The following is a 24,862-nucleotide window of genomic DNA, read 5'->3' on the forward strand; positions in this document are numbered from 1 at the left end:
ACGGACAACTCGATGCGTCTCGACCATGTCGTCCTCTGGGTGCGCGACCCGGTGGCATCGGCCGACTTCTACGAGAAGACCCTGGGCATGGAGCCCGAGAGGCTCACCGACTTCGCCGCGGGGGCGGTGTCCTTCCCCTCCGTACGGCTCAACGAGGAGACCATCTTCGACCTCATGCCGCTCACCCTGGCGGACGGCATGAAAATGGTCCCGGGCGCTGCCGAAAGCGCGGGACACCCCGTCAATCATGTCTGCCTGGCCCTGCGCGCCGACGATTTCGAGACACTCCGCGCCCGCCTCGAGGAACGCTCCGTGCCCGTCTCGGACGTCTCCCACGACTCCTTCGGCGCCCGCGGAATGGCCCGGCGCAGCTTCTACTTCCGCGACCCGGACGGGAACGTGTTCGAGGCACGCCACTACGACTGACCGCACAGCCGGGCCCGGGATGCCCAACGCACCGTCCAGCGCTGCAGACAGCACGACTCGCACCCTCTCGGCGCCGGACAGGATCGACTCAGAACAGCGGCTCCGGGAGCACGCCCTCCAGCGCGAGCAGCTTCCGCTTGGTCTCCAGACCGCCGCCGAACCCGCCGATGCCGCCGTGGCTCTCGACGACCCGGTGGCAGGGCACGACGACCGGCAGCGGATTGGAGCCCATGGCCACCCCCACGGCCTGCGCGGCACCCGGCTGGCCGACCCGCCCGGCCAGATCGCCGTAGCCGACGACCTGGCCGAAGCGCACGCCGGATGCCAGCTCGCGCAACACCTGCCGGTTGAATCCCGAGATCAGCGACCAGTCCAGGGGCAGCTCGAAGTCGTGCCGCTCGCCCGCGAAGTACGCCTCGACCTGGCGTATCGCCTCGGCGAGCAACGGAGAGCCGGGCGCCTCGACGGGCTCGGTGCCCAGCCGGGACGCGAGCCGCTCCAGTGCCTTGTCGCGGACCGCGTCGGTGGCGTGGAAGACCACGTTGACCAGACCCTCGCCGGTCGCGGCCAGCAGCAGCGGGCCGATGCCGGTGCCGACGACGGTCCACACGATCCGCTGCTCGTCCTGCCCATGGCTGTTCATGCGACCACCGTACGAGCCGCCACTGACAACACCCGGTGACCTGCGCGAACGGCTCGCTACTCGCGCAGCACGTCCCGCACCAGGTCCGGCTTGTCGGTGATGACGCCGTCGACGCCGTACCCGGCGACCCGGCGCGCGGCGTCCGCGGTGTCGACGGTCCAGGTGAAGACCTCCAGCGGCTTGTCGTGCGGGCCGGTGAAGGCGTGGACCGCGGAGACATAGGCCCCGGAGACGGAGGTGTACGACGGGTTGATCTGGTCGGCGAAGACCGCGTACGCGTGCAGGTGCGCCACGGACGGCGTGCCGAGGAAACCGGTCTTCACAGCGGGCTCGAGATCGTGGACCGTCCGCAGACTGTCCGCGCTGAAGCTCTGCACGATCAGCCGGCTCCGGTGCGCCCGGTCGAGCCATCCCTCGTTGCCGAGGAGCTTGAGGGTCTCCCGCTCAATGCCGGGATACAGCTCCGGGTTCTTGAGTTCGAGGAGCAGCTTCTGGTGGTGAAGATCGACGCGGCGCACATACTGCTTCAGCGTCGGTACGCGCACGCCCGCGTAGGCGGCGCCGAACCAGCTGCCCGCGTCGAGCCGCGCGATCTCGGCGGCGGTGAAGTCCTTCACCTTCCAGGGCGCCCGGCCGGGGAAGACCTGCTCCACGTCGGTGGTGCGCGCCAGGCTGTCGTCGTGAAGGACGACGAGTTCGCCGTCCCTGGTGCGCTGGACGTCGTTCTCGACCCAGACGGCGCCCAGCCGGGCGGCCCTGTCGACGGCGGCCAGGGTGTTCTCGGGAGCGTAGGCGGAGCCGGCCCGGTGGGCGATGACCACGGGTGGCGTGCCGTCCTCGACGGCCCGGACGTCGGTTGCGGGAAGCAGGAGGGCGACGGTCCCCAGGAGCGCGGTGGTCAGGGCGGTCACGGCGCGCGCGTGCATACGTACTCCTCGCGTCGAGCGATCACGTACAGCACGACTGTGACAGCACCGGGTCAACGGCACCGGGGTGCAGAATGGTCACATCCTGAATGGGCGTGTCCCAAGTCCGCTCACTGGTGCCGCACAACTGGGGCAAGGGCGTGTTTCTTTGCCGGAAAATCGTTCGACCATTCCGGTGGCGGTCATACTCTCTGCCTCGACCCTGACCGCTCGCGCGGTGCTGGGAAGGGGCACATTTCAGGGAATTCCGGGACGTAAGAGGGCGGAAGGGCAGCCGCGCATGCAAGGCACGGTCGACGGATTCAGCTACGGACTCGTCACACCGCTGGTGGCCTACCTCATGGCCTGCCTCGGCGGTGCCCTCGGCCTGCGCTGCACCACCAGATCCATGCTGGTCAGCCGGTCCTGGCGTCCCGGCTGGCTGGCCCTCGGCTCGGCGGCGATCGGCTCCGGGATCTGGACCATGCACTTCGTCGCGATGATGGGGTTCAAGGTCCGGGAGGCGCCGATCCACTACGACAGGGCCGTCACCTTCGCGAGCCTGGGCGTCGCCATCGTCATGGTGGGCATCGGGGTCTTCATCGTCGGCTACCGGGGCGCGACCGGAACACCCCTGATGACCGGCGGTGCCGTCACCGGCCTGGGCATCGCCTCGATGCACTACCTGGGCATGGCCGGCATGCGCCTGAACGGGCAGCTGGAGTACAACACGGTCACCGTCGCGATCTCCGTGGTCATAGCCGTCGTCGCCGCCACCGCCGCGCTGTGGGCCGCCGGCCAGGTCAGGGGATTCCTGTGGAGCGTGGGCGCGAGCCTGATCATGGGCCTCGCCGTCACGGGCATGCACTACACCGGCATGGCCGCCCTCAGCGTCCATCTGCACGGCACGTCCGCCCCCGTCTCCGGTGACTCGCCCGCCACCCTGCTCGCGCCGATGATGGTCGGCCCGCTGTCCTTCCTGCTGCTCGCGGGTGTCGTCGTGATGTTCGATCCGCTGATGGTCATGGGCAAGCCCGTCTGGTCGCCCGCCGAGCACAAGCCCGGCGTGCCCGCCCGCGAACTCGTCCACCACCCGCCCGCCCGGCGCCCTACGCTCCGCCCCCACCGGGACGTGACCTACCACGACTCCCGCACCCCGCAGAACCGCTGATCCAGCGGGCCCGCGAGCGCCCGGAACCCCTGACCGGGCCGCGTTGTCAGTGGGGAGTCGTACCGTGGACTCCATGCGGCCCGTTTCCCACATCGAACGTACGGTGGCGCCTTTCGAGGTCGTCAGCTCCTACCAGCCCAGCGGCGACCAGCCGGCGGCGATCGCCGAGCTGGCCAAGCGCATCGAGGCAGGTGAGAAGGACGTCGTCCTGCTCGGCGCGACCGGCACCGGAAAGTCCGCCACCACCGCGTGGCTGATCGAGAAGCTCCAGCGCCCCACCCTCGTGATGGCCCCGAACAAGACGCTGGCCGCCCAGCTGGCGAACGAGTTCCGCGAGCTCCTGCCGAACAACGCCGTCGAGTACTTCGTCTCGTACTACGACTACTACCAGCCCGAGGCCTACGTCCCGCAGTCGGACACCTACATCGAGAAGGACTCCTCGATCAACGAGGAGGTCGAGCGCCTGCGCCACTCCTCGACCAACTCGCTGCTCACCCGCCGCGACGTCGTCGTGGTCGCCTCCGTCTCCTGCATCTACGGCCTCGGTACCCCCCAGGAGTACGTCGACCGCATGGTCCCCCTCAGGGTCGGCGACGAAATCGACCGCGACCAGCTGCTGCGCCGTTTCGTGGACATCCAGTACACCCGCAACGATCTTGCCTTCTCACGAGGCACCTTCCGGGTCCGCGGCGACACCATCGAGATCTTCCCGGTCTACGAGGAGCTCGCCGTCCGCATCGAGATGTTCGGCGACGAGATCGAGGCCCTCTCGACGCTCCACCCGCTCACCGGCGAGATCATCAGCGACGACGAGCACCTGTACGTCTTCCCGGCCTCCCACTACGTCGCAGGGCCCGAGCGCATGGAGCGGGCCGTCAACGACATCGAGAAGGAACTCGGGGAGCGCCTGGCCGAGCTGGAGAAGCAGGGCAAGCTCCTGGAGGCCCAGCGCCTGCGGATGCGCACCACCTACGACCTCGAGATGCTCCGCCAGATCGGCTCCTGCTCCGGTGTGGAGAACTACTCGATGCACTTCGACGGCCGTCTGCCCGGCTCCCCGCCGAACACCCTGCTGGACTACTTCCCGGACGACTTCCTGCTCGTCATCGACGAGTCGCACGTGACCGTGCCCCAGATCGGCGCGATGTACGAGGGCGACGCCTCCCGCAAGCGCACCCTCGTCGACCACGGATTCCGCCTCCCGTCGGCTCTGGACAACCGCCCCCTGAAGTGGGAGGAGTTCACGGAGCGCATCGGCCAGACCGTCTACCTGTCGGCGACGCCCGGCAAGTACGAGCTCTCACGCGGGGACGGCGTCGTCGAGCAGATCATCCGCCCCACCGGCCTGATCGACCCCGAGGTCGTCGTCAAGCCCACCGAGGGCCAGATCGACGACCTGGTGCACGAGATCCGCACCCGCACCGAGAAGGACGAGCGCGTCCTGGTCACCACGCTCACCAAGAAGATGGCCGAGGACCTCACCGACTACTTCCTGGAGCTCGGCATCCAGGTCCGCTATCTGCACAGCGACGTCGACACCCTGCGCCGCGTGGAGCTGCTGCGCGAGCTGCGCTCCGGGGAGTTCGACGTCCTGGTCGGCATCAACCTCCTGAGGGAGGGCCTCGACCTGCCCGAGGTGTCCCTGGTGGCCATCCTCGACGCCGACAAGGAGGGCTTCCTGCGCTCCGGAACCTCCCTTATCCAGACCATCGGCCGTGCCGCGCGCAATGTCTCCGGCCAGGTCCACATGTACGCCGACAAGATCACCCCGGCGATGGAGAAGGCCATCGACGAGACCAACCGCCGCCGGGAGAAGCAGGTCGCGTACAACAAGGAGCGGGGCATCGACCCCCAGCCGCTGCGCAAGAAGATCAACGACATCGTCGCGCAGATCGCCCGCGAGGACGTGGACACCGAGCAGCTGCTCGGCTCCGGCTACCGCAAGGGCAAGGACGGCAAGGCAGCCAAGGCGCCCGTGCCCGCCCTCGGCGGCAAGGCGGCCGGGACCAAGGCCGCCAGGGGCAAGGCCAAGGAGACCGTCCCGACCGACCGCCCCGCGGCCGAACTCGCCGGCCAGATCGAAGAGATGACGGCACGCATGCGTGCCGCCGCCGCCGACCTCCAGTTCGAGATCGCGGCCCGGCTGCGCGACGAGGTCTCCGAGATGAAGAAGGAGCTCCGCCAGATGAAGGAGGCTGGCCTGGCCTGACCGCATCGCGCTGTGTTGCAAGACCGACACAAAGTGCGCTTCGGGGTGCGTCACCGTCAGTGGCCGTGCGTAGGGTTCGGAACAACCGCGGTGGCCGCGGCAACAGGGGACAGCAGCGAGAGGGGTTCGGCGCGTGACCGTCAACATGACCAAGGGTCAGGCCATCAGTCTGCAGAAGGGCGACGGAGGCAGCCTGACCGCGGTGCGCATGGGCCTCGGCTGGCAGGCGGCTCCCCGGCGCGGCCTGTTCGGCTCGCGCACGCGGGAGATCGACCTCGACGCCTCCGCCGTCCTGTTCGCGGACAAGCAGCCCGTCGACGTCGTCTTCTTCCGCCATCTGGTGAGCGACGACGGCTCGGTCAAGCACACCGGTGACAACCTCGTCGGTGGCGTCGGGCAGGGCGGGGACGACGAGGCGATCCTCGTCGACCTGGCCCGCGTCCCGGTCCACGTCGACCAGATCGTCTTCACCGTGAACTCCTTCACGGGCCAGACCTTCCAGGAGGTGCAGGACGCCTTCTGCCGCCTGGTCGACGAGACCAACGGCCAGGAGCTGGCCCGCTACACCCTCGCCGGCGGCGGCTCCTACACCGCCCAGATCATGGCGAAGGTGCACCGGACGGGCCCGGGCTGGACGATGACGGCCCTCGGCACCCCGGCCAACGGCCGGACCTTCCAGGACCTGATGCCGGCGATCCTGCCGCACCTGTAGCCGGCCCACCGAGCGGCATCGACCGACACCACGACACAGGGGGAGAAGGCGATGACGGCCGAGCTGGTGCGGGGGCAGAACCACCCGCTCTCCCAGGCCCGACTCGAGATCCGGATCACGGCCGGCACGCCGGTCGTGGCCGGAGCCACGCTCGGCGACGAGCACGGCACAGTGCACGGCGTGGAGTGGGTCGTCCACCCGGGCGCGCCCACCCTGCCGGGTCTGGAGGTCTCCCGGCAGGCGGCCGCCGAACACCGCCTCGCGGTCGATCTCGGCGCGATGCCCGAGGCCGTCCACCGGGTCCATGTGCTGCTCGCGCTGCCCGCGGCGGGCGGCCCCGTGCGCTTCGGCGCCGTCCCCGCCCCCTTCGTCGCGGTCACGGGCCTGGACGGCACCGAGCTCGCCGGCTACACCATCACCGGCCTGGACGCCGAGTCCGCGGTCGTCGCGCTGGAGCTCTACCGCCGCCAGGGCGCCTGGAAGGTACGCGCCGTGGGGCAGGGCTATGCGGGCGGCCTTCCCGAACTCCTCGCCGACCAGGGCCTTCCCCAGGCCCGGCAGCTCGCCCACGACATCCACGAGGCGGTGGCCCGGGGCCTGTCCCGCGCGGTGCCGATGTCACCGCCGCTCACGGCGGACGGCGACCGCTCCCGGCAGACGGCCACACCGACTCCGGGTTCGGACCAGGGCTCGCCTGCGGCCCAGGGCGCCCCCGGTGCCGTACCGCAACAGCAGCCGCCGTCGCCGTACGGCACCCAGCCACCCGGTACCCCACCGCAGCCGATGTCTCCGCAGGGTGGTCCGGCCTCCGGTACACCACAGCCCGCCTCTCCCTACGGCACGCAGAACGCCCCGGTGGCCGGCGCATCGCAGCCCGGATACGCCCAGGGGCCCACGGACACCGCCGCCCAGCACCCCACCGTCGGCGGTCCCATCGACTACAGCCACCCCCGACGGCAGAACACCGCCCCGCCGCCTCCGCCCGCCGCGCCCCCCGCCCAGCCGGGGCAGCCCGCTCGGCCCGTCGCCGGAGACGCCACCGGCTGGTCCATGGAGGAGCGGCTCTACAACCAGGTGTGGGGCATGTTCGAGGACCTGGCCCGCTCCACGGCCGCGTACCGCAGTGCCGTCGACTTCGCCGACTCCCGCATGGAGAAGGAACTGGACGCGGCTCTCGCCGACCCGCGCAGCCGGATCGGCGGACAGGGCGAGGCCGCACGTGAAGCCGCCCACGCCAAGTACTCCCAGCTCGTCGAACAGGCCCGCGCGGCGTACGACCGCGACCTCGGCCAGCTCACGGCCGAGTCCGAGGTCGTCGAACCCGCCCTGCCACCGGCGTACGCCCGCTGGGACAACCCCGTCTGGCACGGCTACCGGGTGCCGTTCGAGGTGCCCATGGCCGTGCGTCTGGGCGACCTGCATCTGCCCGAGTGCGCCGAGCTGCGCATCCCGATGCTGGTCAGGCTGCCGCTGGAGCGCGGCCTGTGGATCGACAGCGGGGCCGCCGGATCCCTCGACGGCTCGTTCCTCGAGTCCCATGAACTGCACCGCCTGGCCATGGACACGGCCGTGGCGCTCGCGGCCCGGCTTCTCGCCGTGCACCCGGCCGGGGACTACACCCTGCACGTGATCGACCCGGCCGGCTCGGGGGCGCAGGCGCTCGCGCCCCTGGCGTGGACCGGCGTGCTCGCGGCCCCGCCCGCCGTCGGCGCGGCCGGCGTGGCGGACGTCCTGGCCCGTCTCACGGAGCGCGTCGACCTCGTGCAGATGGCGGTGCGCGGCGGCGCGGCCGACTCCCTCCCGCCCGGCCTCGACACCTCCGAACAGCTCCTGATCGTCAACGACTTCCCGCACGGCTTCGACGACCGGGCCGTGACCCAGCTGCGCTACCTCGCGGACGAGGGCCCGTCCGTCGGTGTCCATCTGATGATGGTCGCGGACCGTGAGGAGGCCTCCGCCTACGGCCCCCTCCTCGACCCCCTGTGGCGCTCGCTCATGCGGCTGACCCCGGTGCCCGACGACCACCTCGCCGACCCGTGGGTCGGCCATGCCTGGACCTACGAGCCCGCGCTCGTCCCGCCCGGCAGCCAGGTGCTCCAGCAGGTCCTGAACCAGGTGGCGGAGGCCCGTACCAAGCACTCATAAAGAACCCCCATCAGGGATTTTGACCTTTCTTTTGCCAATCGCTTTACCTTTCCTTGGTGATTGGGTACGGTTGGTGGCACGGAGGGGAGTACTCCCTGTCGACTGCGGCGTACCCGTCAATACGGATCAGGCCTGATCCCGGGGCGTCGGCCCACCGTGGGTGGAAGAGACCTCCGGCAGCGCGACGACGCTGGTTACTTGCCGTTACGTATTGCCGGAGGAACTGTGGACGTTTCCATGACCCTGTGGGTCCTGACGATCGTGGGCCTCGCCGCCCTCATCGCGGTCGACTTCTTCATCGGGCGCAAGCCGCACGACGTGTCTCTGAAGGAAGCGGGCATCTGGACGGTTGTCTGGATCGCCCTGGCCGGCCTCTTCGGGCTCGGTCTGCTCGTCTTCGGCGGTGGTCAGGCCGGCGGAGAGTTCTTCGCGGGCTTCATCACCGAGAAGTCCCTGAGCGTGGACAACCTCTTCGTCTTCGTCCTGATCATGGCGAAGTTCGCGGTGCCCTCGCAGTACCAGCAGCGGGTGCTTCTCGTGGGTGTCCTCATAGCGCTGGTGCTGCGCGCGATCTTCATCGCCGCCGGGGCCGCGATCATCGCCAGCTTCGCCTGGGTGTTCTACATCTTCGGCGCCTTCCTCATCTGGACCGCCTGGAAGCTCATCCAGGAGGCCCGGGCGGACGAGGAGGAAGAGGAGTTCGAGGAGAACAAGCTGCTCAAGGCCGTCGAGCGCAGGTTCGGCGTGGCCGACCGCTACCACGGCACCAAACTGTGGATCGTGGAGAACGGCAAGCGGGTCATGACCCCGATGCTCGTCGTGATGCTCGCGATCGGCTCCACCGACGTGCTCTTCGCGCTCGACTCGATCCCCGCGATCTTCGGCCTGACCCAGGACCCGTACATCGTCTTCACGGCCAACGCGTTCGCCCTGATGGGGCTGCGCCAGCTGTACTTCCTCATCGGCGGCCTGCTGAAGAAGCTGGTCCACCTCAGCTACGGCCTGTCGATCATCCTGGGCTTCATCGGCGTCAAGCTGGTGCTGCACGCCCTGCACGAGTCGGGGGTCCACGTCCCCGAGATCAGCATCCCGGTCTCGCTGGGCGTGATCTGCGGGGTCCTGATCGTCACCACGATCACCAGTCTGATGGCCACCAGGAAGCAGGCGGCGGCCGAGGCGGCGCAGGCCGAGGGTGAAAGCGCTCCGAAGGACAGCATCGAGGCCTGACCACGGCCGACGCAGGAAGACCACCACCGGGAGCGGAGTGCGGCGAATTGCCGGGTACCGCTCCCGGTGCTTGTTTGGTTCCAGTGAGCGTCCCCCGGCCCGGGGGCACCGTGGCCGGCTGGAGACACCCATGACGTTCGTGCAGATCATCGGCTTCGAGACCGAGCGCCTGGAGGAGATGCGGCAGGTGCTGCAGGAGGCCGGGCAGCGCAACGCGGGCCGGACGGGCGGCCCGACCCACAGCATGCTCCTGAAGGACCGGGACAAGCCCAACCACTATCTGGCGGTGCTCGAGTTCAACTCGTACGACGAGGCCATGCGCAACAGCGACGACCCGGAGACGACCAAACTCGCCGAGCAGGTGGGAGCGCTGAGCATCGGCGAGCGCGTCTACACCAACTGCGACGTCCTGGAGTCCGGTGAAATCAAGTAGCCCCGCAGTAGTGCCGTGCCGCGCGGCCTCTGCGACGATCGCAGCATGATCGCTCGGCTCAGGTCGCTCACCACGAGCTGGAGGTCCGTCGTGCCGGTGCTCGCGGTCGTCCTGCTGGGGTTCACCTGGGGCCGCGCTCTGCCGGCGGGGGTCGTCGCGCTCGTGACCCTGGTGCTGGCCGGGGCCGTGCTGGCCGCCGTGCACCACGCCGAGGTGGTCGCCCACCGGGTCGGCGAACCGTTCGGCTCGCTCGTCCTCGCCGTCGCCGTCACGATCATCGAGGTGGCCCTGATCGTCACCCTGATGGCGGACGGCGGCGACAAGAGTTCGACCCTGGCCAGGGACACGGTCTTCGCGGCCGTGATGATCACCTGCAACGGCATCGTCGGCATCAGCCTCCTCGTGGCCTCACTGCGCCACGGCACCGCGGTCTTCAATCCCGAGGGCACCGGCGCCGCCCTCGCCACGGTCGCGACCCTGGCCACGCTGAGCCTGGTGCTGCCGACGTTCACCACGAGCAAGCCCGGTCCGGAGTTCTCCACCACCCAGCTGACCTTCGCCGCGCTGTCCTCACTGATCCTTTACGGCCTGTTCGTGGCGACCCAGACCGTACGGCACCGCGACTACTTCCTCCCGATCACCCGTCAGGGCGAGGTGATCACCTCCGAGGACCACGCCGACGCGCCCACCGCCCGGGCCGCACTCGTCAGTCTGGGCCTGCTGGGTCTGGCCCTGATCGGAGTGGTCGGTCTGGCCAAGGGCGTCTCGCCGACCATCGAGTCCGGGGTGGCCAAGGCCGGCCTTCCGCATGCCGCCGTCGGCGTGATCATCGCTTTGCTGGTGCTGCTCCCCGAAACCATCGCCGCCCTGCGCTCCGCCCGCCGTGACCGCGTGCAGACCAGCCTCAACCTCGCCCTCGGCTCCGCCATGGCCAGCATCGGCCTGACCATCCCCGCGGTCGCCCTCGCGTCCGTCTGGCTCTCCGGCCCGCTCGTCCTCGGCCTCGGCTCCACCCACATGGTGCTGCTGGCCCTGACGGTGGTGGTGAGCTCCCTGACGGTGGTTCCGGGACGGGCCACACCGCTCCAGGGCGGCGTCCACCTGGTGGTGTTCGCCGCCTACCTGGAACTGGCGGTCAACCCGTAACGGGTCGGTCCGCAGCACGCTCGGCGTGATCAGTACGTGACGGTGATGCGCCGCGCGGGACCGTCGACGCGGACGAGACCGCCGTAGGGGATGACGAGCTGCGGATCAGTGTGGCCGTAGTCCACGTCGAAGACGATGGTGGTGTGGGGAGCGTAGGTGCGCATGGCCCTCATCACGGCCTCGCGCTGGTCGGCGGCGTAACGATCCGCCTCCTCCGGGCCGTTGGGGCGCTCGAAGGACCACGTCTTGGGGCGGCCCCACAGCAGCGCGGAGAAGCGCTGGAGGAGCCCGCGCTCACCCATGTTCCGAAGGGTGCGGAAGACCTCGACATCGCTCGGCATGTCCTCCGAGGTCTCCAGGAGCAGCACTCCGCCGTCGTACGTGCTCGGGTCGTGGGCGATCTCGCGGTCGGCCATCAGCAGCCAGCCCACGATCTCCAGACAGCCGCCCCAGGTCCGGCCCTCCACCACCCGGTCGGCGTTCACCCAGGCCCAGCCGTTGCCGGGGCGGGTGTCCGGTTCGGAGTCGAAGGCGGCGGGGTCCGCCCAGTCGCGGTCCACGTCCCGCCAGCGGGCGGCGGGCGCGAGTTCGTACGCGCCGGAGGTGAACAGGGCCGCCCGCAGGGAGTCGGCGGTCGGCGCGCTCATGGCCACCGGCCGCCCGAGCGCGGTCATCACGGTCGCCCCGTGGTAACCGACGATGCCGGTGTTGTACAGGTAGGCGAGCAGATTGGTGTTGTCGCTCATCCCGAAGAACGGCTTCGGGTTCGCCCGGATCAACTCCCGGTCCAGGTACGGCAGTACGGTGATCTGGTCGTCACCGCCGATGGACGCCATGACCGCCTTGACGCTCGGGTCGGCGAACGCGGCATGGACGTCGTCGGCGCGCTCCTGGGGCGTCGAGCCCATCCTGCGGGTCGACGGATACTCGACCGGTTCCAGCCCGTACTCCTTGCGGAGCCTCTCAAGCCCCAGCTCGTAGGGGCGCGGAAAGAGCGCCGGCAGGCCCGCGCCGGGGGAGATGACGGCTATACGGTCGCCGGGTACGGGCTTGGGCGGGTACGAGATCGTCGTCATGCCCGGAGGGTACGGACGGCACCGCGCGCGGCGCACCGTGATAAACCGGGTCCGAGCAGCCCGCCCTCACCGACCGGAGGAACCGTGCCCCGCACCCTGGCCAACGCCCCGATCATGGTACTCAACGGCCCCAACCTGAACCTGCTGGGCCAGCGTCAGCCGGAGATCTACGGCAAGGACACCCTCGCCGACGTCGAGGCACTGTGCGCCAAGGCGGCGGCCGCGCACGGCGGCACGGTGGACTTCCGGCAGTCCAACCACGAGGGCGAGCTGGTCGACTGGATCCACGAGGCGCGGCTGAACCACTGCGGGATCGTCATCAACCCCGGCGCCTACTCGCACACCTCGGTCGCGATCCTGGACGCGCTCAACACCTGTGACGGGCTGCCGGTCTTGGAGGTGCACATCTCCAACATCCATAAGCGCGAGTCCTTCCGGCACCACTCCTACGTCTCGCTGCGGGCGGACGGGGTCATCGCCGGCTGCGGTGTGCAGGGGTATGTGTTCGGCGTGGAGCGGGTCGCGGCGCTGGCGGGGCCAGCACGGGCCGAGGTGTAAGGACCGATGTCCTGGGCGCGCGGTCCTTACAACCGCCCCGCCTCCACGATCCGCCGCAGGAAGCGCTGTGTGCGCTCCTGCTGCGGGTCACCGAAGATCTGGGCGGCGGTCCCGCGCTCGAGAACCACACCCGAGTCCAGAAAACACACCTGGTCGGCGACCTCGCGCGCGAAGCCCATCTCGTGCGTGGCCAGCATCATGGTCATCCCGTCGCCCTTCAGGTCACGCACGACGTTCAGGACCTCGCCCACCAGCTCCGGGTCGAGGGCCGCGGTGATCTCGTCGAGCAGGAGCAGGCGGGGACGTACAGCGAGGGCCCGCACGATCGCCACCCGCTGCTGCTGACCACCGCTGAGCCGGTCCGGGTACTCGCCGGCCTTGCCGGCAAGGCCGAGCCGCTCCAGGAGCTCACGGGCGTGCGCCTCGGCCTCCGCGCGGGCCACCCCGTGGACCCGGCGCGGAGCCAGCGTGATGTTCTCCAGCACCGTCATGTGCGGGAAGAGGTTGTACGCCTGGAACACCACGCCGATACGGCGCCGTACCGCGTCCTGGTCGGCGCGCGGATCGGTGATCTCCTCGCCGTCCAGCCAGATGGCGCCGTCGTCGATCTCCTCCAGGAGGTTGGCGCAGCGCAGCAGGGTCGACTTGCCGGAGCCGGAGGCACCGATCAGCGCGGTCACCGTGTGCGGGGCGACCTCCAGATCGACGTCCCGCAGCACGACCGAGTCGCCGAAGGTCTTGCGGACGGACTCCATCCGCAGCACCGGTGCGTCGCTCATGTGGTACCTCCCTGGGCCCGCTGACGGTCCATCCGTGCCGTCACCCAGTCCGTGAAGCGGGTCATCGGGATGGTCAGCGCCACGAACACGAGGCCCGCGACGATGTACGGCGTGTAGTTGAGGCTCCGGCCGACGATGATGTCGGCGGCCCGTACGGCGTCGATCGCGCCGCCGATCGACACCAGGCCGGTGTCCTTCTGGAGGGACACCAGGTCGTTCAGCAGGGGCGGCACCTGGCGGCGCACCGCCTGCGGCAGCACCACGTACCGCAGGGCCTGCCGGTTGGAGAGCCCGAGCGAACGGGCCGCGGCGCGCTGTGAGGGGTGCACGGACTCGATGCCGGCGCGGAACACCTCGGCCACGTACGCCGAATACGTCAGCGTGAGGGCCGTGCCGCCGAGCAGCACCGGGTCGACCGTGACCCCCTGGAGCCGCAGCGCCGGGACGCCCAGGACGACGATCATGAGGTTGATGATGAGCGGAAGCCCGCGGAAGAAGTCCGTATAGGCGGCGGCCAGGAAGCGCAGCGGGAAGAACACCGGGCCACGCAGCGTGCGGGCGATGGCGATCAGCATGCCGAGCACCAGTACGGCGACACCGCAGATCAGCAGCAGCCGGACGTTCAGCCACAGCCCTTCGAGGACCTTGGGGAACGCCTCGCGCGCGTACTGCCCGCTGAAGAACGTCTCCTTGGTGCGCGGCCAGCCGGGCGCGTTGACGACGACCAGGTACAGGACGACGGCGGTGACCAGCGTCGAGACCGCGGCGATCGCCGTCGCGCGACGGGCGCGGGTGCGCTTGAGGCGCTCCCGCTCGATCCGCCGCTGCGACGGCGTGTAGGAGCCGCCGGCGCCTTCCTGACCGGCCTCGTCCTTCGTGAGCGTCACTTGAGCACCGGTGCGTCAACGGCGTCCGACAGCCACTCCTGCTCCAGCTTGGCGAGCGTGCCGTCCTTGCGCAGGGCGTCCACGGCGCCGCTCACGCAGGAGGTGAGGGCGCTGCCCTTGTCCAGCACGAGCCCGAACTGCTCCGGCGTGCCGCCCTGGTTCTCGAACTGCCCGACGATCGTGCCGTCGGTCACCTCGGCCGCGGTGATGTAGAAGGCCGTGGGCAGGTCGACGACGATGGCGTCCACCTGCTTGTTCTCCAGGGCGGACTTCGCCTGGTCGTTCTTGGCGTACGCGGCGGCCTGCCGCGTCGGCTTCACCACGTTCTCGATGTAGTCGAGACTCGTCGTGCCGACCTGGGCGCCCAGCTTGAGGCCCTTCAGGTCCGCGATGCTCGTCGCCTTGGCGGCCTTGGTGCCCTTGAGCGCGATGACGGCCTGGCGCACGTCGTAGTAGCCGGAGGAGAAGTCCACGGCCTTCTTGCGCTCGGCGCTGATCGACACCTGGTTGATGTCGAAGTCGAAGGTCTTCTCCCCGGGCGCGAAGGCCTTGTTGAAGGGGACGCTCTGCCAGACGACGGCGTTCTTCTCATAGCCGAGCTGCTTCGCCACGGCGTACGCGACCGCCGACTCGAAGCCCTCGCCGTTCGCGGGCTTGCCGTCCTTGAACCACGGCTCGTACGCCGGCTCGTCGGTCGCGATCGTCAGCTTGCCGGAGGTCTTGGTGGCCAGCTTGCCCGCGGCGCAAGTGGCTCCGGTCGACCCCGAGGCCTTGGCGCCGGCGTTGTCGTCGGGCTGCGGTGCACAGCCGACGGCGGTGGCGAGCAGGGCTATGGAGGCCGCGGCGACGGCGCTGCGCAGTACGCGGGGGGCAGAGTGCATGGCGGGAGAGTGACAGTCCACTGTCCCGTTTGTCGAGGTCACGACGGCAATTGTCCGCATATTGGGAACGGGTGTTGCATTTTCGTGAACTGTTTTCAGACAGGTTGCCGGGCCGCCGGCCGAGGGCGGGGATGAAAGACCGGCGGCCCGTACCGCGCAGGAGCCGTCTTCCTGTGCGGGGCTGCTCCCAGTTGACTGCGCAACGAAGTGCGCCGGGAGCGCGTGCGTGACACCGGCGTGTGCGAAGAGTTCACACGGGGCGCGTGTGAAGGGGCATGCGCGGGGCGCATGCCCCTGGGTTCACCACCCCCGTGCGCGCCACTCCGGCAACTGCGGCCGCTCGGCCCCCAACGTGGTGTCGTTCCCGTGTCCCGGGTACACCCAGGTCTCGTCCGGCAGCACGTCGAAGATCTTCGTCTCGACGTCGTGGATCAGGCTGGCGAACGCCTCGGGATCCTTGCGGGTGTTGCCCACGCCTCCCGGGAACACCACGGCAGGCGCCAACACGCGAGGTCATGGCGGCGCGTAAACCTACGGGCCGTGCCTCCGAGGCGTCGAAGTGGGCCGACAGCATCAGATGCCTGTGCAATGAGGCCGACTGTGCTCTTCTCAGCGGTGGCGCGGGCGAGGCAGCAAGGCGAACGCGCTCTCCGCAATCGAGGTCAGGCGGTCGGGGCTGTGGCCGTACGCGCCTACGACATCGGTCCCGCGGATGATGGTCAACAGAAGGTACGCAAGGTCGTCGGGATCCGCGTCGGGGTCGATGTCGCCGTTGCGCTGGGCCGCTCGCACACACTCGGCGACCGCCGTCCGGACTACGGAGAAGCAGTCGTTGGCCAGGCGTTTCACCTCGGGGTCGGAGGCGCCGATCTCCAGGGCCATCTTGGCGGCGAAGCAGGCCGCCGCCGTCCGGTCGGGAGCGGGGGGTACGTCGGGGGCGAGTGGCACCCCGTTGACGGCGCGGAGCAAGTAGGCGTGCAGTCGTTCCAGGGCGCCCTCGTCCGGTCCGTCGAGCATCTTCCGCGGACCCTGCCCCAGCCGGGCGAAGTAGCTGGCCATCGCCTGCATCAGCACGCCGTGCTTGCCGTCGAACGCGGCATAGAGGCTGCCGCGGCCCAGGCCGGTGGCGGCACTGATGTCGTCGACGCTCGTGCCGTTGTAGCCCGAGGCGCGGAACTGCCGCTCGGCGGCATGGAGGACGTGGTCGGGGTCGAAGCTTCGTGGTCTCGCCATACATCGAAGGTAAAGCCGACCCAGCATATTTGACAACTCAGTACAGAACCGCCTAGGTTTCTGACTGTTCAGTACACAACGGTCCTGGGCTCCCCGGACAGGCTGCGTGCACGCCTGGCGCGATTGAGGGCAACCCATGCCTTTGAACTCCTCCGCGCCGCCCGGCGTTGCGACGCCTTCCAGGCCTGCAAGGCCCGGTCTGGATCCTCGCGATCCTGGCGACGGCGAGTTTCATCGCCGGACTGGATCTGTACATCACGAACGTCGGGCTGTCCTCGGCGCGGGGCACTTCCTGCACCTCGAACAGCCCAAGACGGTCGCCGACCACATCCTCGGTTTTCTGAACAGCTGACCCTCCTCCAACCACCCAGAACTCGAAGGGCTGACCCAACCATGACTGACAAGGAAAGCCAGGAGGCCATGGCTGTGGCGACTCCTTCGTACGCGAGCGACGCACTGGCCGAGGGGACCGTCGACGCGGTGGTGATCGGCGGGGGCGCCGCGGGGCTGAACGGTGCACTGATCCTCGCCCGCTCCCGCCGCTCGGTCGTCGTGATCGACAGCGGCTCCCCGCGCAACGCGCCCGCGCAGGCCGTGCACGGTCTCCTCGCCCTGGACGGTACCCCGCCGTCCGAGATCCTTCGACGGGGCCGGGAGCAGGTGCGCCAGTACGGCGGCCGCATCCTGTTCGGCGAGGTGGTCTCGGCCGAGTCCGCCGCCCCGTCGGCGGACGGGGACCTGCGGTTCACCGTCACCCTGGCCGACGGCCGCAGCATCACCGCCCGCCGCATCCTGGTGGCCACCGGCCTCACGGATGTGCTGCCGGAGGTGCCCGGGCTCGCCGAGCACTGGGGGCACAGTGTGGTGAACTGCCCGTACTGCCACGGCTGGGAGGTACGCGATGAGCCCATCGGCATCCTCGCCACCGGCCCGGCCTCCATCGGCCACGCGTTCTTGTTCCGCCAGCTGACCGAGGACCTGACCTACTTCACCCACGGCACCGACCTGGACGAGGACAGCCGCGCCCGCTTCGCCGCCCGCGGCATCCGCGTCATCGACACCCCGGTCACCGAGGTCGTCAACGACGAGGACGGTGCCCTCGCCGGGGTGCGCCTGGCCGACGGCCAGGTCGTGGCCCGCCGCGTCGTTGCGGTCGCCTCGCCGATGCAGGCCCGCACCCAGGGCCTGGAAGGTCTGGGCCTGCCGGTGCAGGACCTGCCGACGGGCCGCGGCTTCGCCTCCGGCACGGCCGGCACCACCGAGGTGCCGGGTGTGTGGGTGGCCGGCAACGCCACCGATCTGGTCGCCCAGGTCGGGGCCTCCGCAGCGGCCGGCGCACTGGCCGGCGCCGACATCAACAGGATGCTGGCCACCGCGGACACCGACGCGGCCCTCCAGGGGATCGCCGAGGGAAGCCCCGAAGCGGCAACACGATGATCTCGAAGCCCTGAGATCTCAGCCCGTCACCCACTCACCTCACGGGCAATCAAGTGATTCCGCTCGTCCGCCCCGTCCCTCTCAGGAGCTACTGATGCCCTTCCTGGCGAACACCCCCGTGGAGAAAATGACCGGGCCGTACGCGCGGCGCTGGTGGGCGCTGCTCGTGCTGTGCCTGAGCCTGCTGATCACAGTGATGGCGAACACGTCGCTGATCGTCGCCGCCCCCGACATGACCACCGACCTGGGCCTGAGCAGCAGTGATCTGCAGTGGGTCGTCGACTCCTACACCGTTCCGTACGCGGCGCTGATGCTGGTGCTGGGCGCGATCGGCGACAAGTACAGCCGGCGCGGCGCGCTGGTGCTGGGTCTGCTGATCTTCGCCGGCGGTTCGGTGATGGGGAGCATGGTCGACGAGACCTCGCTGGTCATCGCGGCCCGCGCGATCATGGGTGTCGGTGCCGCGGTCGTGATGCCGGCCACGCTGTCCCTGGTGGTCGCGACCTTCCCCCGGAGCGAGCGGGCCAAGGCCATCACCGCCTGGGCCGCGACCTCCGGGGTGGCGGTAGCCGTCGGCCCGCTGGTCTCCGGCTGGCTGCTTGAAGACCACGCCTGGGGCTCGACCTTCCTGATCAACGTGCCGATCGCCGTCCTCGCCGTGTTCGGCGCGCTCGCTCTGGTACCGCCGTCCAAGGCGGAGGGCATGGGCCGGATCGACTACGTCGGTGGTCTGCTGTCGATCGTCACCGTCGGCTCCCTGATCTACGCCGCCATCGAGGGCCCGCACTCCGGCTGGGGCGCCGGCCCCGTCACCGCCGCCGTGGTCGCCGGTGTCGGTCTGGCCGCCTTCGTCGCCTGGGAGCTGCGGCTCCCGCACCCGATGCTGGACGTCCGAAAGTTCGCGCTGCGGCCCTTCACCGGCTCGATGCTCGCGGTGATGTTCTTCTTCTTCGGCATGTTCGCCGTGATCTACTACTCGACGCAGTTCCTGCAGTTCGTCCTCGGCTACGGCGCCCTGGACACGGGTGTACGGCTGCTGCCGCTGGGCGGTGCGGTGTTCCTCGGGTCCGCGGTGACCGGGGTCCTCGCCCCGAAGCTGGGGGTGAGGGTGATGGCCGTGACCGGCATGGCCGTCGGCACGGCGGGCATGTTCCTGCTCACCCAGATCGACAAGGGGTCGACGTACGGGGACTTCCTGGCGCCGCTGATGATGCTGGGCCTCGCGCTCGGACTGGCCATCTCCCCGGCGACCGACACGATCATGGGCTCCTTCCCCGAGTCCGAGCTGGGCGTCGGCGGCGGGGTCAACGACACCGCGTTGGAGCTGGGCGGGGCGCTGGGCATCGCGGTGCTGGGCTCGCTGCTGGGCACGGCCTACCGGGACGAGCTGACCGACCTGGTGGGCAACCGGCTCCCGGCGGAGGCGATGGAGACCGCCAAGGACTCGGTCGGCGCGGGCCTGGCCGTCGCGGAGCGGGTCGCGCAGGATCCCTCCGCCGGGCCCCAGCAGGCCCAGGCCGCCGTGGACGCCGTGCACCAGGCCTTCGCCCACGGAGTCGCCCAGACCAGCCTCATCGGCGGGATCATCATGGCCGCCGGAACACTGATCGTTCTCGCGGTCCTGCCTGGCCGGCGCGGCTTCGCGAAGAAGAGCGCCGAGCCGGGGGCCGGGACGACGGCTAGCGAGGCGGCCACTGTGCGGGAGCACACCGGGTCGACCCGCTAGATCGCCGACGGGGCGTCCACCGGATCGCCGGAGCGACGGGCACCGCCTCCGCCGGATCGCCCGCCAGGCGCGGCGGGCAGGAGCCCGGCGGCGCGAGACGCGCAGAGCGCGGGCGTGGTCCACGGTCCACGGTCACGCGGATCCTCTGCTGGAACACCTCACCGCCCTTGGCCCGAAGGCCAAGGGCGGTGAGGTGACAGCGGCGGTCGCAGCCCGCTTGAGCGCGGCCTCCAGCTGCGTGCGGGTGTTTCGAGCCCGTAGTACGGCTGGGAGCCGAAGGGATGGATTGCGGAGAAGTGGGAGGTTCCGCTGCCTGCCAGGTGAACCCGGCCCGGCAGACCGCAGCCCATGCAGCAGTCCCCCTGATCATGGCGGTCACTGCTGCCGGCGTCGGTGACGGTGCTCTGGAGGCCACCGTCCGTGGGGTATGACCCTCCCGAGCGCGGAACGGGCCTGAACGCGCGACCGCCCCCGCTTCGGTTTCGAAACAGGGGCGGTCGGCGTTGGACGGTTACCAGCCTCGTGCGCGCCACTCCGCGAGGTGGGGCCGCTCCGTGCCGATGGTGGTGTCGTTGCCGTGGCCGGGGTAGATCCACGTCTCGTCGGGCAGGACGTCGAAGAGCTTGGTCTCCAGGCCGCCCATCAGGGAGTTGAACTCTTCCGGACGTGTTGTCCGACCGGGACCGCCCGGGAACAGACAGTCCCCGGTGAACACATGGGGATGCCCGTGCGGGTCGTCGTAGACGAGGGCGATCGAGCCGGGCGTGTGGCCGACCAGGTGGCGCGCGGTCAACTCGACGTGGCCCACGCGGATGACGTCACCGTCGTCGACCAGCACGTCGGTGGGGACGGGGATGCCGTCGGCGTCGGCCCGCCCGGCGTACGTACGCGCGCGTGTGGCCGCGACGACCGCTGCGAGTGCCTGCCAGTGGTCACCGTGCTGATGGGTGGTGACGACGGACGCGATGCCGTCGTCACCGATCGTGCCCAGCAGGGTGTCCGCGTCGTTGGCGGCGTCGATCAGCAGTTGCTCGTCGGTGGCCCGGCAGCGCAGCAGATAGGCGTTGTTGTCCATCGGGCCGACCGCGATCTTGGTGATCATCAGGTCCTTGAGCTCGTGCACGTCGGCGGGCCCGCCGACCGTCACCTGTCCGCTGTACGTCATGACGGCAGCCTATAGCGGCGGCAGCGAGGGGAGGGTGCCGCCGTGAACCGTCAGTGCCGAGCCGTCGCGGCGGCCGGCGAGCCAGCCGAGCAGGTCGGCCCGGCGGCCGGTGACGACGAGTGCGGGCTCCCCGGCGCCGCCCGTCGGGATCCTGCGGCCGTCGTCCTCCTCGATCAAGAGCGCGGGTACCTCGGGGTGGCCCCGGAACCGCTCCGTCAGGAAGTTGATCTCGCGCTGCGTGAACTCCTCCGAGAGGTCCTCCAGCTCGTACCCGATCCCGAGGTCCACATGGTGCAGCTCCACCTCGGCCCACCGCCGGAACGGCACCCGGGACGCCGAGTCGGTGACCCCGTTGCGGAGCTCGACGGTGCGTGACCAGTCGGCCGGTGCGGCTCCCGCCTCCTGGAAGCGCTCGGCGCTGTCGCGGAGGTCGGCGAGCTGGACGTCGAGGAGGCGCGGGGCGTCGCGCTCGATGTCGGCGTCGCGCGCTTTGGCGGAGGAATACATGGGCTGGCCGCGCAGAACGTTCACCAGGGCGTCGGCATTGCGGGAGAGGTGCGCGAGGACATGGCCGCGGCTCCAGCCCGGCAGCCGTGACGACTGCGTCACGGCCGCGTTGTCCATCGTGGCGGCTGCGGTCAGCAGCCGCTCGGTCGCACCACGTACAGACTCCAGGTCATGAGCGTGATCAATCATGCTGCTGACCCTAGCTCCGCCACTCCTTTGGGTGAAGGTGGTGAAGCTGTGCCGTAAATCGAATGCACGTGCTATATGGTCGGATGCGGCGTCGGGCATGCTGGAAGGCCGGTGATTGTTATGCATCCGGGAATCCGACCGGCGTTGTCAGTGGCTCCCCCTAGTCTGAAGAAGCACGGGGGCCCCGCCCCTGTCACTTCTCTCAAAGAAAGGTGCGGACCGGCGTGGCCGACCGTCTCATCGTCCGTGGCGCGCGCGAGCACAACCTGAAGAACGTCTCGCTCGACCTGCCTCGCGACTCGCTCATCGTCTTCACGGGCCTGTCCGGGTCGGGCAAGTCCTCCCTGGCCTTCGACACCATCTTCGCCGAGGGCCAGCGGCGCTATGTGGAGTCGCTCTCCTCGTACGCCCGCCAGTTCCTCGGGCAGATGGACAAGCCCGACGTCGACTTCATCGAGGGCCTGTCGCCCGCGGTCTCCATCGACCAGAAGTCGACCTCGCGCAACCCGCGCTCGACGGTCGGCACCATCACCGAGGTCTACGACTACCTGCGCCTGCTCTTCGCGCGCATCGGCAAGCCGCACTGCCCCGAGTGCGGCCGCCCGATCTCGCGCCAGTCGCCGCAGGCCATCGTCGACAAGGTCCTGGAGCTGCCGGAGGGGAGCCGCTTCCAGGTCCTCTCGCCGCTGGTACGGGAGCGCAAGGGAGAGTTCGTCGATCTCTTCGCCGATCTCCAGACCAAGGGTTACAGCCGTGCGCGCGTGGACGGCGAGACCGTCCAGCTCTCCAACCCGCCCACGCTGAAGAAGCAGGAGAAGCACACCATCGAGGTGGTCATCGACCGTCTCACGGTGAAGGAGTCCGCCAAGCGCCGTCTCACCGACTCGGTGGAGACCGCCCTCGGGCTGTCCGGCGGCATGGTCGTGCTCGACTTCGTCGACCTGCCCGCGGACGACCCCGAGCGCGAGCGGATGTTCTCGGAGCACCTGTACTGCACGTACGACGACCTGTCCTTCGAGGAGCTGGAGCCCCGCTCCTTCTCCTTCAACTCGCCCTTCGGTGCCTGCCCCGACTGCTCCGGCATCGGCACGCGCATGGAGGTCGACCCGGAGCTGATCGTCCCGGACGAGGACAAGTCCCTCGACGAGGGCGCCATCCACCCCTGGTCGCACGGCCACACCAAGGACTACTTCGGCCGTCTGGTCGGGGCGCTGGCGGACGCGCTCGGGTTCCGGACGGACATCCCGTTCGCGGGACTGCCGCAGCGCGCCAGGAAGGCCCTGCTGTACGGCCACAAGACCCAGATCGAGGTCCGCTACCGCAACCGGTACGGCCGCGAGCGGGTCTACACGACCCCGTTCGAAGGGGCCGTCCCCTTCGTCAAGCGGCGGCACAGCGAGTCCGAGAGCGACGCCAGCCGTGAGCGCTTCGAGGGCTACATGCGCGAGGTGCCCTGTCCTACCTGTGAGGGCACCCGCCTCAAGCCGCTCGTCCTCGCGGTCACCGTCATGGGCAAGTCGATCGCCGAGGTCTCCGGCATGTCCATCAGCGACTGCGCGGACTTCCTGGGTGAGCTGAAGCTCAGCGCCCGGGACAAGAAGATCGCCGAGCGGGTGCTGAAGGAGGTCAACGAGCGGCTGAAGTTCCTGGTCGACGTCGGCCTGGACTACCTCTCGCTGAACCGCGCGGCCGGCACCCTCTCCGGCGGCGAGGCCCAGCGCATCCGCCTGGCCACCCAGATCGGCTCCGGACTCGTCGGCGTCCTGTACGTCCTCGACGAGCCGTCCATCGGTCTGCACCAGCGCGACAACCACCGGCTGATCGAGACCCTGGTCCGGCTGCGCGACATGGGCAACACGCTCATCGTCGTCGAGCACGACGAGGACACCATCAAGGTCGCCGACTGGATCGTGGACATCGGCCCCGGCGCGGGCGAGCACGGCGGCAAGGTCGTGCACAGCGGCTCCCTGAAGGAGCTTCTCGTCAACGCCGAGTCGGAGACGGGCCAGTACCTGTCGGGCAAGAAGGCCATCCCGCTGCCCGACATCCGCCGCCCCCTGGACCCGTCCCGGAAGCTCACGGTGCACGGAGCCCGCGAGAACAACCTCCAGGACATCGACGTGTCCTTCCCGCTGGGCGTGTTCACCGCGGTCACCGGCGTCTCGGGCTCCGGCAAGTCGACCCTGGTCAACGACATCCTGTACACGCACCTGGCGCGCGAGCTCAACGGCGCGCGGAGCGTCCCGGGCCGGCACACGCGTGTGGACGGCGACGACCTCGTCGACAAGGTCGTGCACGTGGACCAGTCGCCCATCGGCCGCACGCCGCGGTCGAACCCGGCGACGTACACCGGCGTCTTCGACCACGTCCGCAAGCTGTTCGCCGAGACCACCGAGGCGAAGGTCCGCGGCTACATGCCCGGCCGCTTCTCCTTCAACGTCAAGGGCGGACGCTGCGAGAACTGCGCGGGCGACGGCACCATCAAGATCGAGATGAACTTCCTCCCGGACGTCTACGTCCCGTGCGAGGTCTGCCACGGTGCCCGGTACAACCGGGAGACCCTGGAGGTCCACTACAAGGGCAAGTCCATCGCCGACGTCCTGAACATGCCGATCGAGGAGGCCACGGAGTTCTTCGAGGCCGTCCCCTCGATCGCCCGCCACCTCAACACGCTCAAGGACGTCGGCCTCGGCTACGTCCGTCTCGGCCAGGCCGCGACCACCCTGTCCGGCGGAGAGGCCCAGCGTGTGAAGCTCGCCAGCGAGCTCCAGAAGCGGTCCACCGGCCGCACGGTCTACGTGCTGGACGAGCCGACCACCGGTCTGCACTTCGAGGACATCAGCAAGCTGCTGAAGGTCCTGTCCGGCCTGGTCGACAAGGGCAACACGGTCATCGTCATCGAGCACAACCTCGATGTGATCAAGACGGCCGACTGGGTCGTCGACATGGGCCCCGAGGGCGGCGCGGGCGGCGGACTCGTCGTCGCCGAGGGCACCCCGGAGGAGGTCGCCGGAGTCCCGGCCAGCCACACCGGCAAGTTCCTCAGGGACGTCCTCGGCGCCGACCGGATCAGCGACGGGGACGCGGTGAAGGCCCCGCGGAAGGCACCGGCCAGGAAGACGGCCGCGGCGAAGAAGACGGTCGCCGCGAAGTCCACGACGACGAAGACGGCGACGGCCAGGACGACGGCGACCAAGAAGGCCGCCGAAGCCACCAAGAAGGCCACGCCCGCCAAGAAGACGACCCGGGCCCGCAAAGCCTGAGACTCCGGGGGCGGCGAGCCGACCACATCCGGAGCAGTCACGCGACGAGCGGTGCCCCGCGGGTACACCCCCGGGGCCCCGCTCGCGCCGCTACAGCTCGCCCCGCACGCCCACCACCCCCAGCACGCCCCCCTCGCCCAGCGC

General features: G+C 69.7%; 21 protein-coding genes and 1 pseudogene. 12 read left to right on the plus strand and 10 right to left on the minus strand.

Going from position 1 to position 24,862, the window contains the following annotated elements:
* A partial coding sequence (locus ACFVYN_RS31975) for a VOC family protein (protein ID WP_390004905.1) occupies positions 1-426 on the plus strand: 426 nt, incomplete at its 5' end.
* Between the two features lie 88 nt (positions 427-514).
* On the opposite strand, the gene ACFVYN_RS31980 is transcribed toward ACFVYN_RS31975, so the two are convergent.
* Positions 515-1,069 carry a methylated-DNA--[protein]-cysteine S-methyltransferase gene (locus ACFVYN_RS31980; protein ID WP_390004907.1) on the minus strand — a complete coding sequence of 185 codons (555 nt, stop codon included), beginning with the start codon at positions 1,067-1,069 and terminating at the stop codon, positions 515-517.
* A gap of 56 nt (positions 1,070-1,125) precedes the next feature.
* Positions 1,126-1,995: a glycerophosphodiester phosphodiesterase gene (locus tag ACFVYN_RS31985; RefSeq protein WP_390004909.1), complete on the minus strand. Its 870-nt coding sequence runs from the start codon at positions 1,993-1,995 to the stop codon at positions 1,126-1,128.
* Positions 1,996-2,275: 280 nt separating this feature from the next.
* On the opposite strand from ACFVYN_RS31985, the gene ACFVYN_RS31990 reads away from it, so the two are divergent.
* The 7 genes from ACFVYN_RS31990 to ACFVYN_RS32020 all read left to right on the plus strand — a co-directional run bounded on the left by ACFVYN_RS31990 (position 2,276) and on the right by ACFVYN_RS32020 (position 11,017).
* Positions 2,276-3,145 carry an MHYT domain-containing protein gene (locus tag ACFVYN_RS31990; protein ID WP_390004911.1) on the plus strand — a complete coding sequence of 290 codons (870 nt, stop codon included), beginning with the start codon at positions 2,276-2,278 and terminating at the stop codon, positions 3,143-3,145.
* Positions 3,146-3,218: 73 nt separating this feature from the next.
* Positions 3,219-5,354 carry an excinuclease ABC subunit UvrB gene (uvrB, locus tag ACFVYN_RS31995; protein ID WP_390004912.1) on the plus strand — a complete coding sequence of 712 codons (2,136 nt, stop codon included), beginning with the start codon at positions 3,219-3,221 and terminating at the stop codon, positions 5,352-5,354.
* A gap of 133 nt (positions 5,355-5,487) precedes the next feature.
* Positions 5,488-6,066 (plus strand): TerD family protein, encoded by a 579-nt coding sequence (locus tag ACFVYN_RS32000; protein WP_390004915.1) that lies wholly within the window; start codon positions 5,488-5,490, stop codon positions 6,064-6,066.
* A 51-nt stretch (positions 6,067-6,117) separates the two neighbouring features.
* Positions 6,118-8,211, plus strand: a complete 2,094-nt coding sequence (locus ACFVYN_RS32005) for a TerD family protein (protein ID WP_390004917.1) — start codon at positions 6,118-6,120, stop codon at positions 8,209-8,211.
* Positions 8,212-8,436: 225 nt separating this feature from the next.
* Positions 8,437-9,438 (plus strand): TerC/Alx family metal homeostasis membrane protein, encoded by a 1,002-nt coding sequence (locus ACFVYN_RS32010; protein WP_390004920.1) that lies wholly within the window; start codon positions 8,437-8,439, stop codon positions 9,436-9,438.
* Positions 9,439-9,568: 130 nt separating this feature from the next.
* Entirely contained in the window at positions 9,569-9,871 is a 303-nt protein-coding gene (locus ACFVYN_RS32015) for a hypothetical protein (RefSeq protein WP_390004923.1), read from the plus strand.
* A 45-nt stretch (positions 9,872-9,916) separates the two neighbouring features.
* Complete coding sequence (locus ACFVYN_RS32020; RefSeq protein WP_390004925.1) at positions 9,917-11,017, plus strand: calcium:proton antiporter; 1,101 nt, start codon at positions 9,917-9,919, stop codon at positions 11,015-11,017.
* Between the two features lie 29 nt (positions 11,018-11,046).
* Here ACFVYN_RS32020 and ACFVYN_RS32025 read toward each other — a convergent pair whose 3' ends face one another.
* Positions 11,047-12,093 (minus strand): S66 peptidase family protein, encoded by a 1,047-nt coding sequence (locus ACFVYN_RS32025; protein WP_390004928.1) that lies wholly within the window; start codon positions 12,091-12,093, stop codon positions 11,047-11,049.
* Between the two features lie 84 nt (positions 12,094-12,177).
* On the opposite strand from ACFVYN_RS32025, the gene aroQ reads away from it, so the two are divergent.
* Entirely contained in the window at positions 12,178-12,651 is a 474-nt protein-coding gene (gene aroQ / locus ACFVYN_RS32030) for a type II 3-dehydroquinate dehydratase (RefSeq protein ID WP_390004929.1), read from the plus strand.
* Between the two features lie 26 nt (positions 12,652-12,677).
* Here aroQ and ACFVYN_RS32035 read toward each other — a convergent pair whose 3' ends face one another.
* The 5 genes and pseudogenes from ACFVYN_RS32035 to ACFVYN_RS32055 all read right to left on the minus strand — a co-directional run bounded on the left by ACFVYN_RS32035 (position 12,678) and on the right by ACFVYN_RS32055 (position 16,431).
* On the minus strand, positions 12,678-13,430 hold the full coding sequence (locus ACFVYN_RS32035; RefSeq protein WP_390004932.1) for an amino acid ABC transporter ATP-binding protein: 753 nt from the start codon (positions 13,428-13,430) through the stop codon (positions 12,678-12,680).
* Complete coding sequence (locus ACFVYN_RS32040; RefSeq protein WP_390004934.1) at positions 13,427-14,317, minus strand: amino acid ABC transporter permease; 891 nt, start codon at positions 14,315-14,317, stop codon at positions 13,427-13,429. Before ACFVYN_RS32040 ends, ACFVYN_RS32035 begins: the two co-directional genes overlap by 4 nt.
* A complete protein-coding gene (locus ACFVYN_RS32045; protein WP_390004936.1) occupies positions 14,314-15,198 on the minus strand; it encodes an ABC transporter substrate-binding protein in 885 nt (294 codons plus the stop codon). The genes ACFVYN_RS32040 and ACFVYN_RS32045 overlap by 4 nt, the downstream gene beginning before the upstream one ends.
* Positions 15,199-15,498: 300 nt before the next feature.
* Positions 15,499-15,687: pseudogene (locus ACFVYN_RS32050) on the minus strand (MBL fold metallo-hydrolase); the annotation flags it as partial.
* Between the two features lie 120 nt (positions 15,688-15,807).
* Entirely contained in the window at positions 15,808-16,431 is a 624-nt protein-coding gene (locus tag ACFVYN_RS32055) for a TetR/AcrR family transcriptional regulator (protein ID WP_390004938.1), read from the minus strand.
* A 420-nt stretch (positions 16,432-16,851) separates the two neighbouring features.
* Here ACFVYN_RS32055 and ACFVYN_RS32060 point away from each other — a divergent pair, with 420 nt between their 5' ends.
* Together ACFVYN_RS32060 and ACFVYN_RS32065 are read left to right on the plus strand one after the other, a co-directional pair.
* Positions 16,852-17,868 (plus strand): NAD(P)/FAD-dependent oxidoreductase, encoded by a 1,017-nt coding sequence (locus ACFVYN_RS32060; protein WP_390004949.1) that lies wholly within the window; start codon positions 16,852-16,854, stop codon positions 17,866-17,868.
* Between the two features lie 94 nt (positions 17,869-17,962).
* Positions 17,963-19,594 (plus strand): MFS transporter, encoded by a 1,632-nt coding sequence (locus ACFVYN_RS32065; protein ID WP_390004940.1) that lies wholly within the window; start codon positions 17,963-17,965, stop codon positions 19,592-19,594.
* A 511-nt stretch (positions 19,595-20,105) separates the two neighbouring features.
* Here ACFVYN_RS32065 and ACFVYN_RS32070 read toward each other — a convergent pair.
* Together ACFVYN_RS32070 and ACFVYN_RS32075 are read right to left on the minus strand one after the other, a co-directional pair.
* Positions 20,106-20,759, minus strand: a complete 654-nt coding sequence (locus tag ACFVYN_RS32070) for an MBL fold metallo-hydrolase (protein ID WP_390004942.1) — start codon at positions 20,757-20,759, stop codon at positions 20,106-20,108.
* A gap of 9 nt (positions 20,760-20,768) precedes the next feature.
* Positions 20,769-21,455: a maleylpyruvate isomerase family mycothiol-dependent enzyme gene (locus ACFVYN_RS32075; protein ID WP_390004943.1), complete on the minus strand. Its 687-nt coding sequence runs from the start codon at positions 21,453-21,455 to the stop codon at positions 20,769-20,771.
* A gap of 224 nt (positions 21,456-21,679) precedes the next feature.
* On the opposite strand from ACFVYN_RS32075, the gene uvrA reads away from it, so the two are divergent.
* Entirely contained in the window at positions 21,680-24,718 is a 3,039-nt protein-coding gene (gene uvrA / locus ACFVYN_RS32080; protein ID WP_390004945.1) for an excinuclease ABC subunit UvrA, read from the plus strand.
* Positions 24,719-24,862 lie beyond the last annotated feature (144 nt).

Origin of the sequence: Streptomyces sp. NPDC058307 (assembly GCF_042880295.1) — a bacterium.
GTDB lineage: Bacteria > Actinomycetota > Actinomycetes > Streptomycetales > Streptomycetaceae > Streptomyces.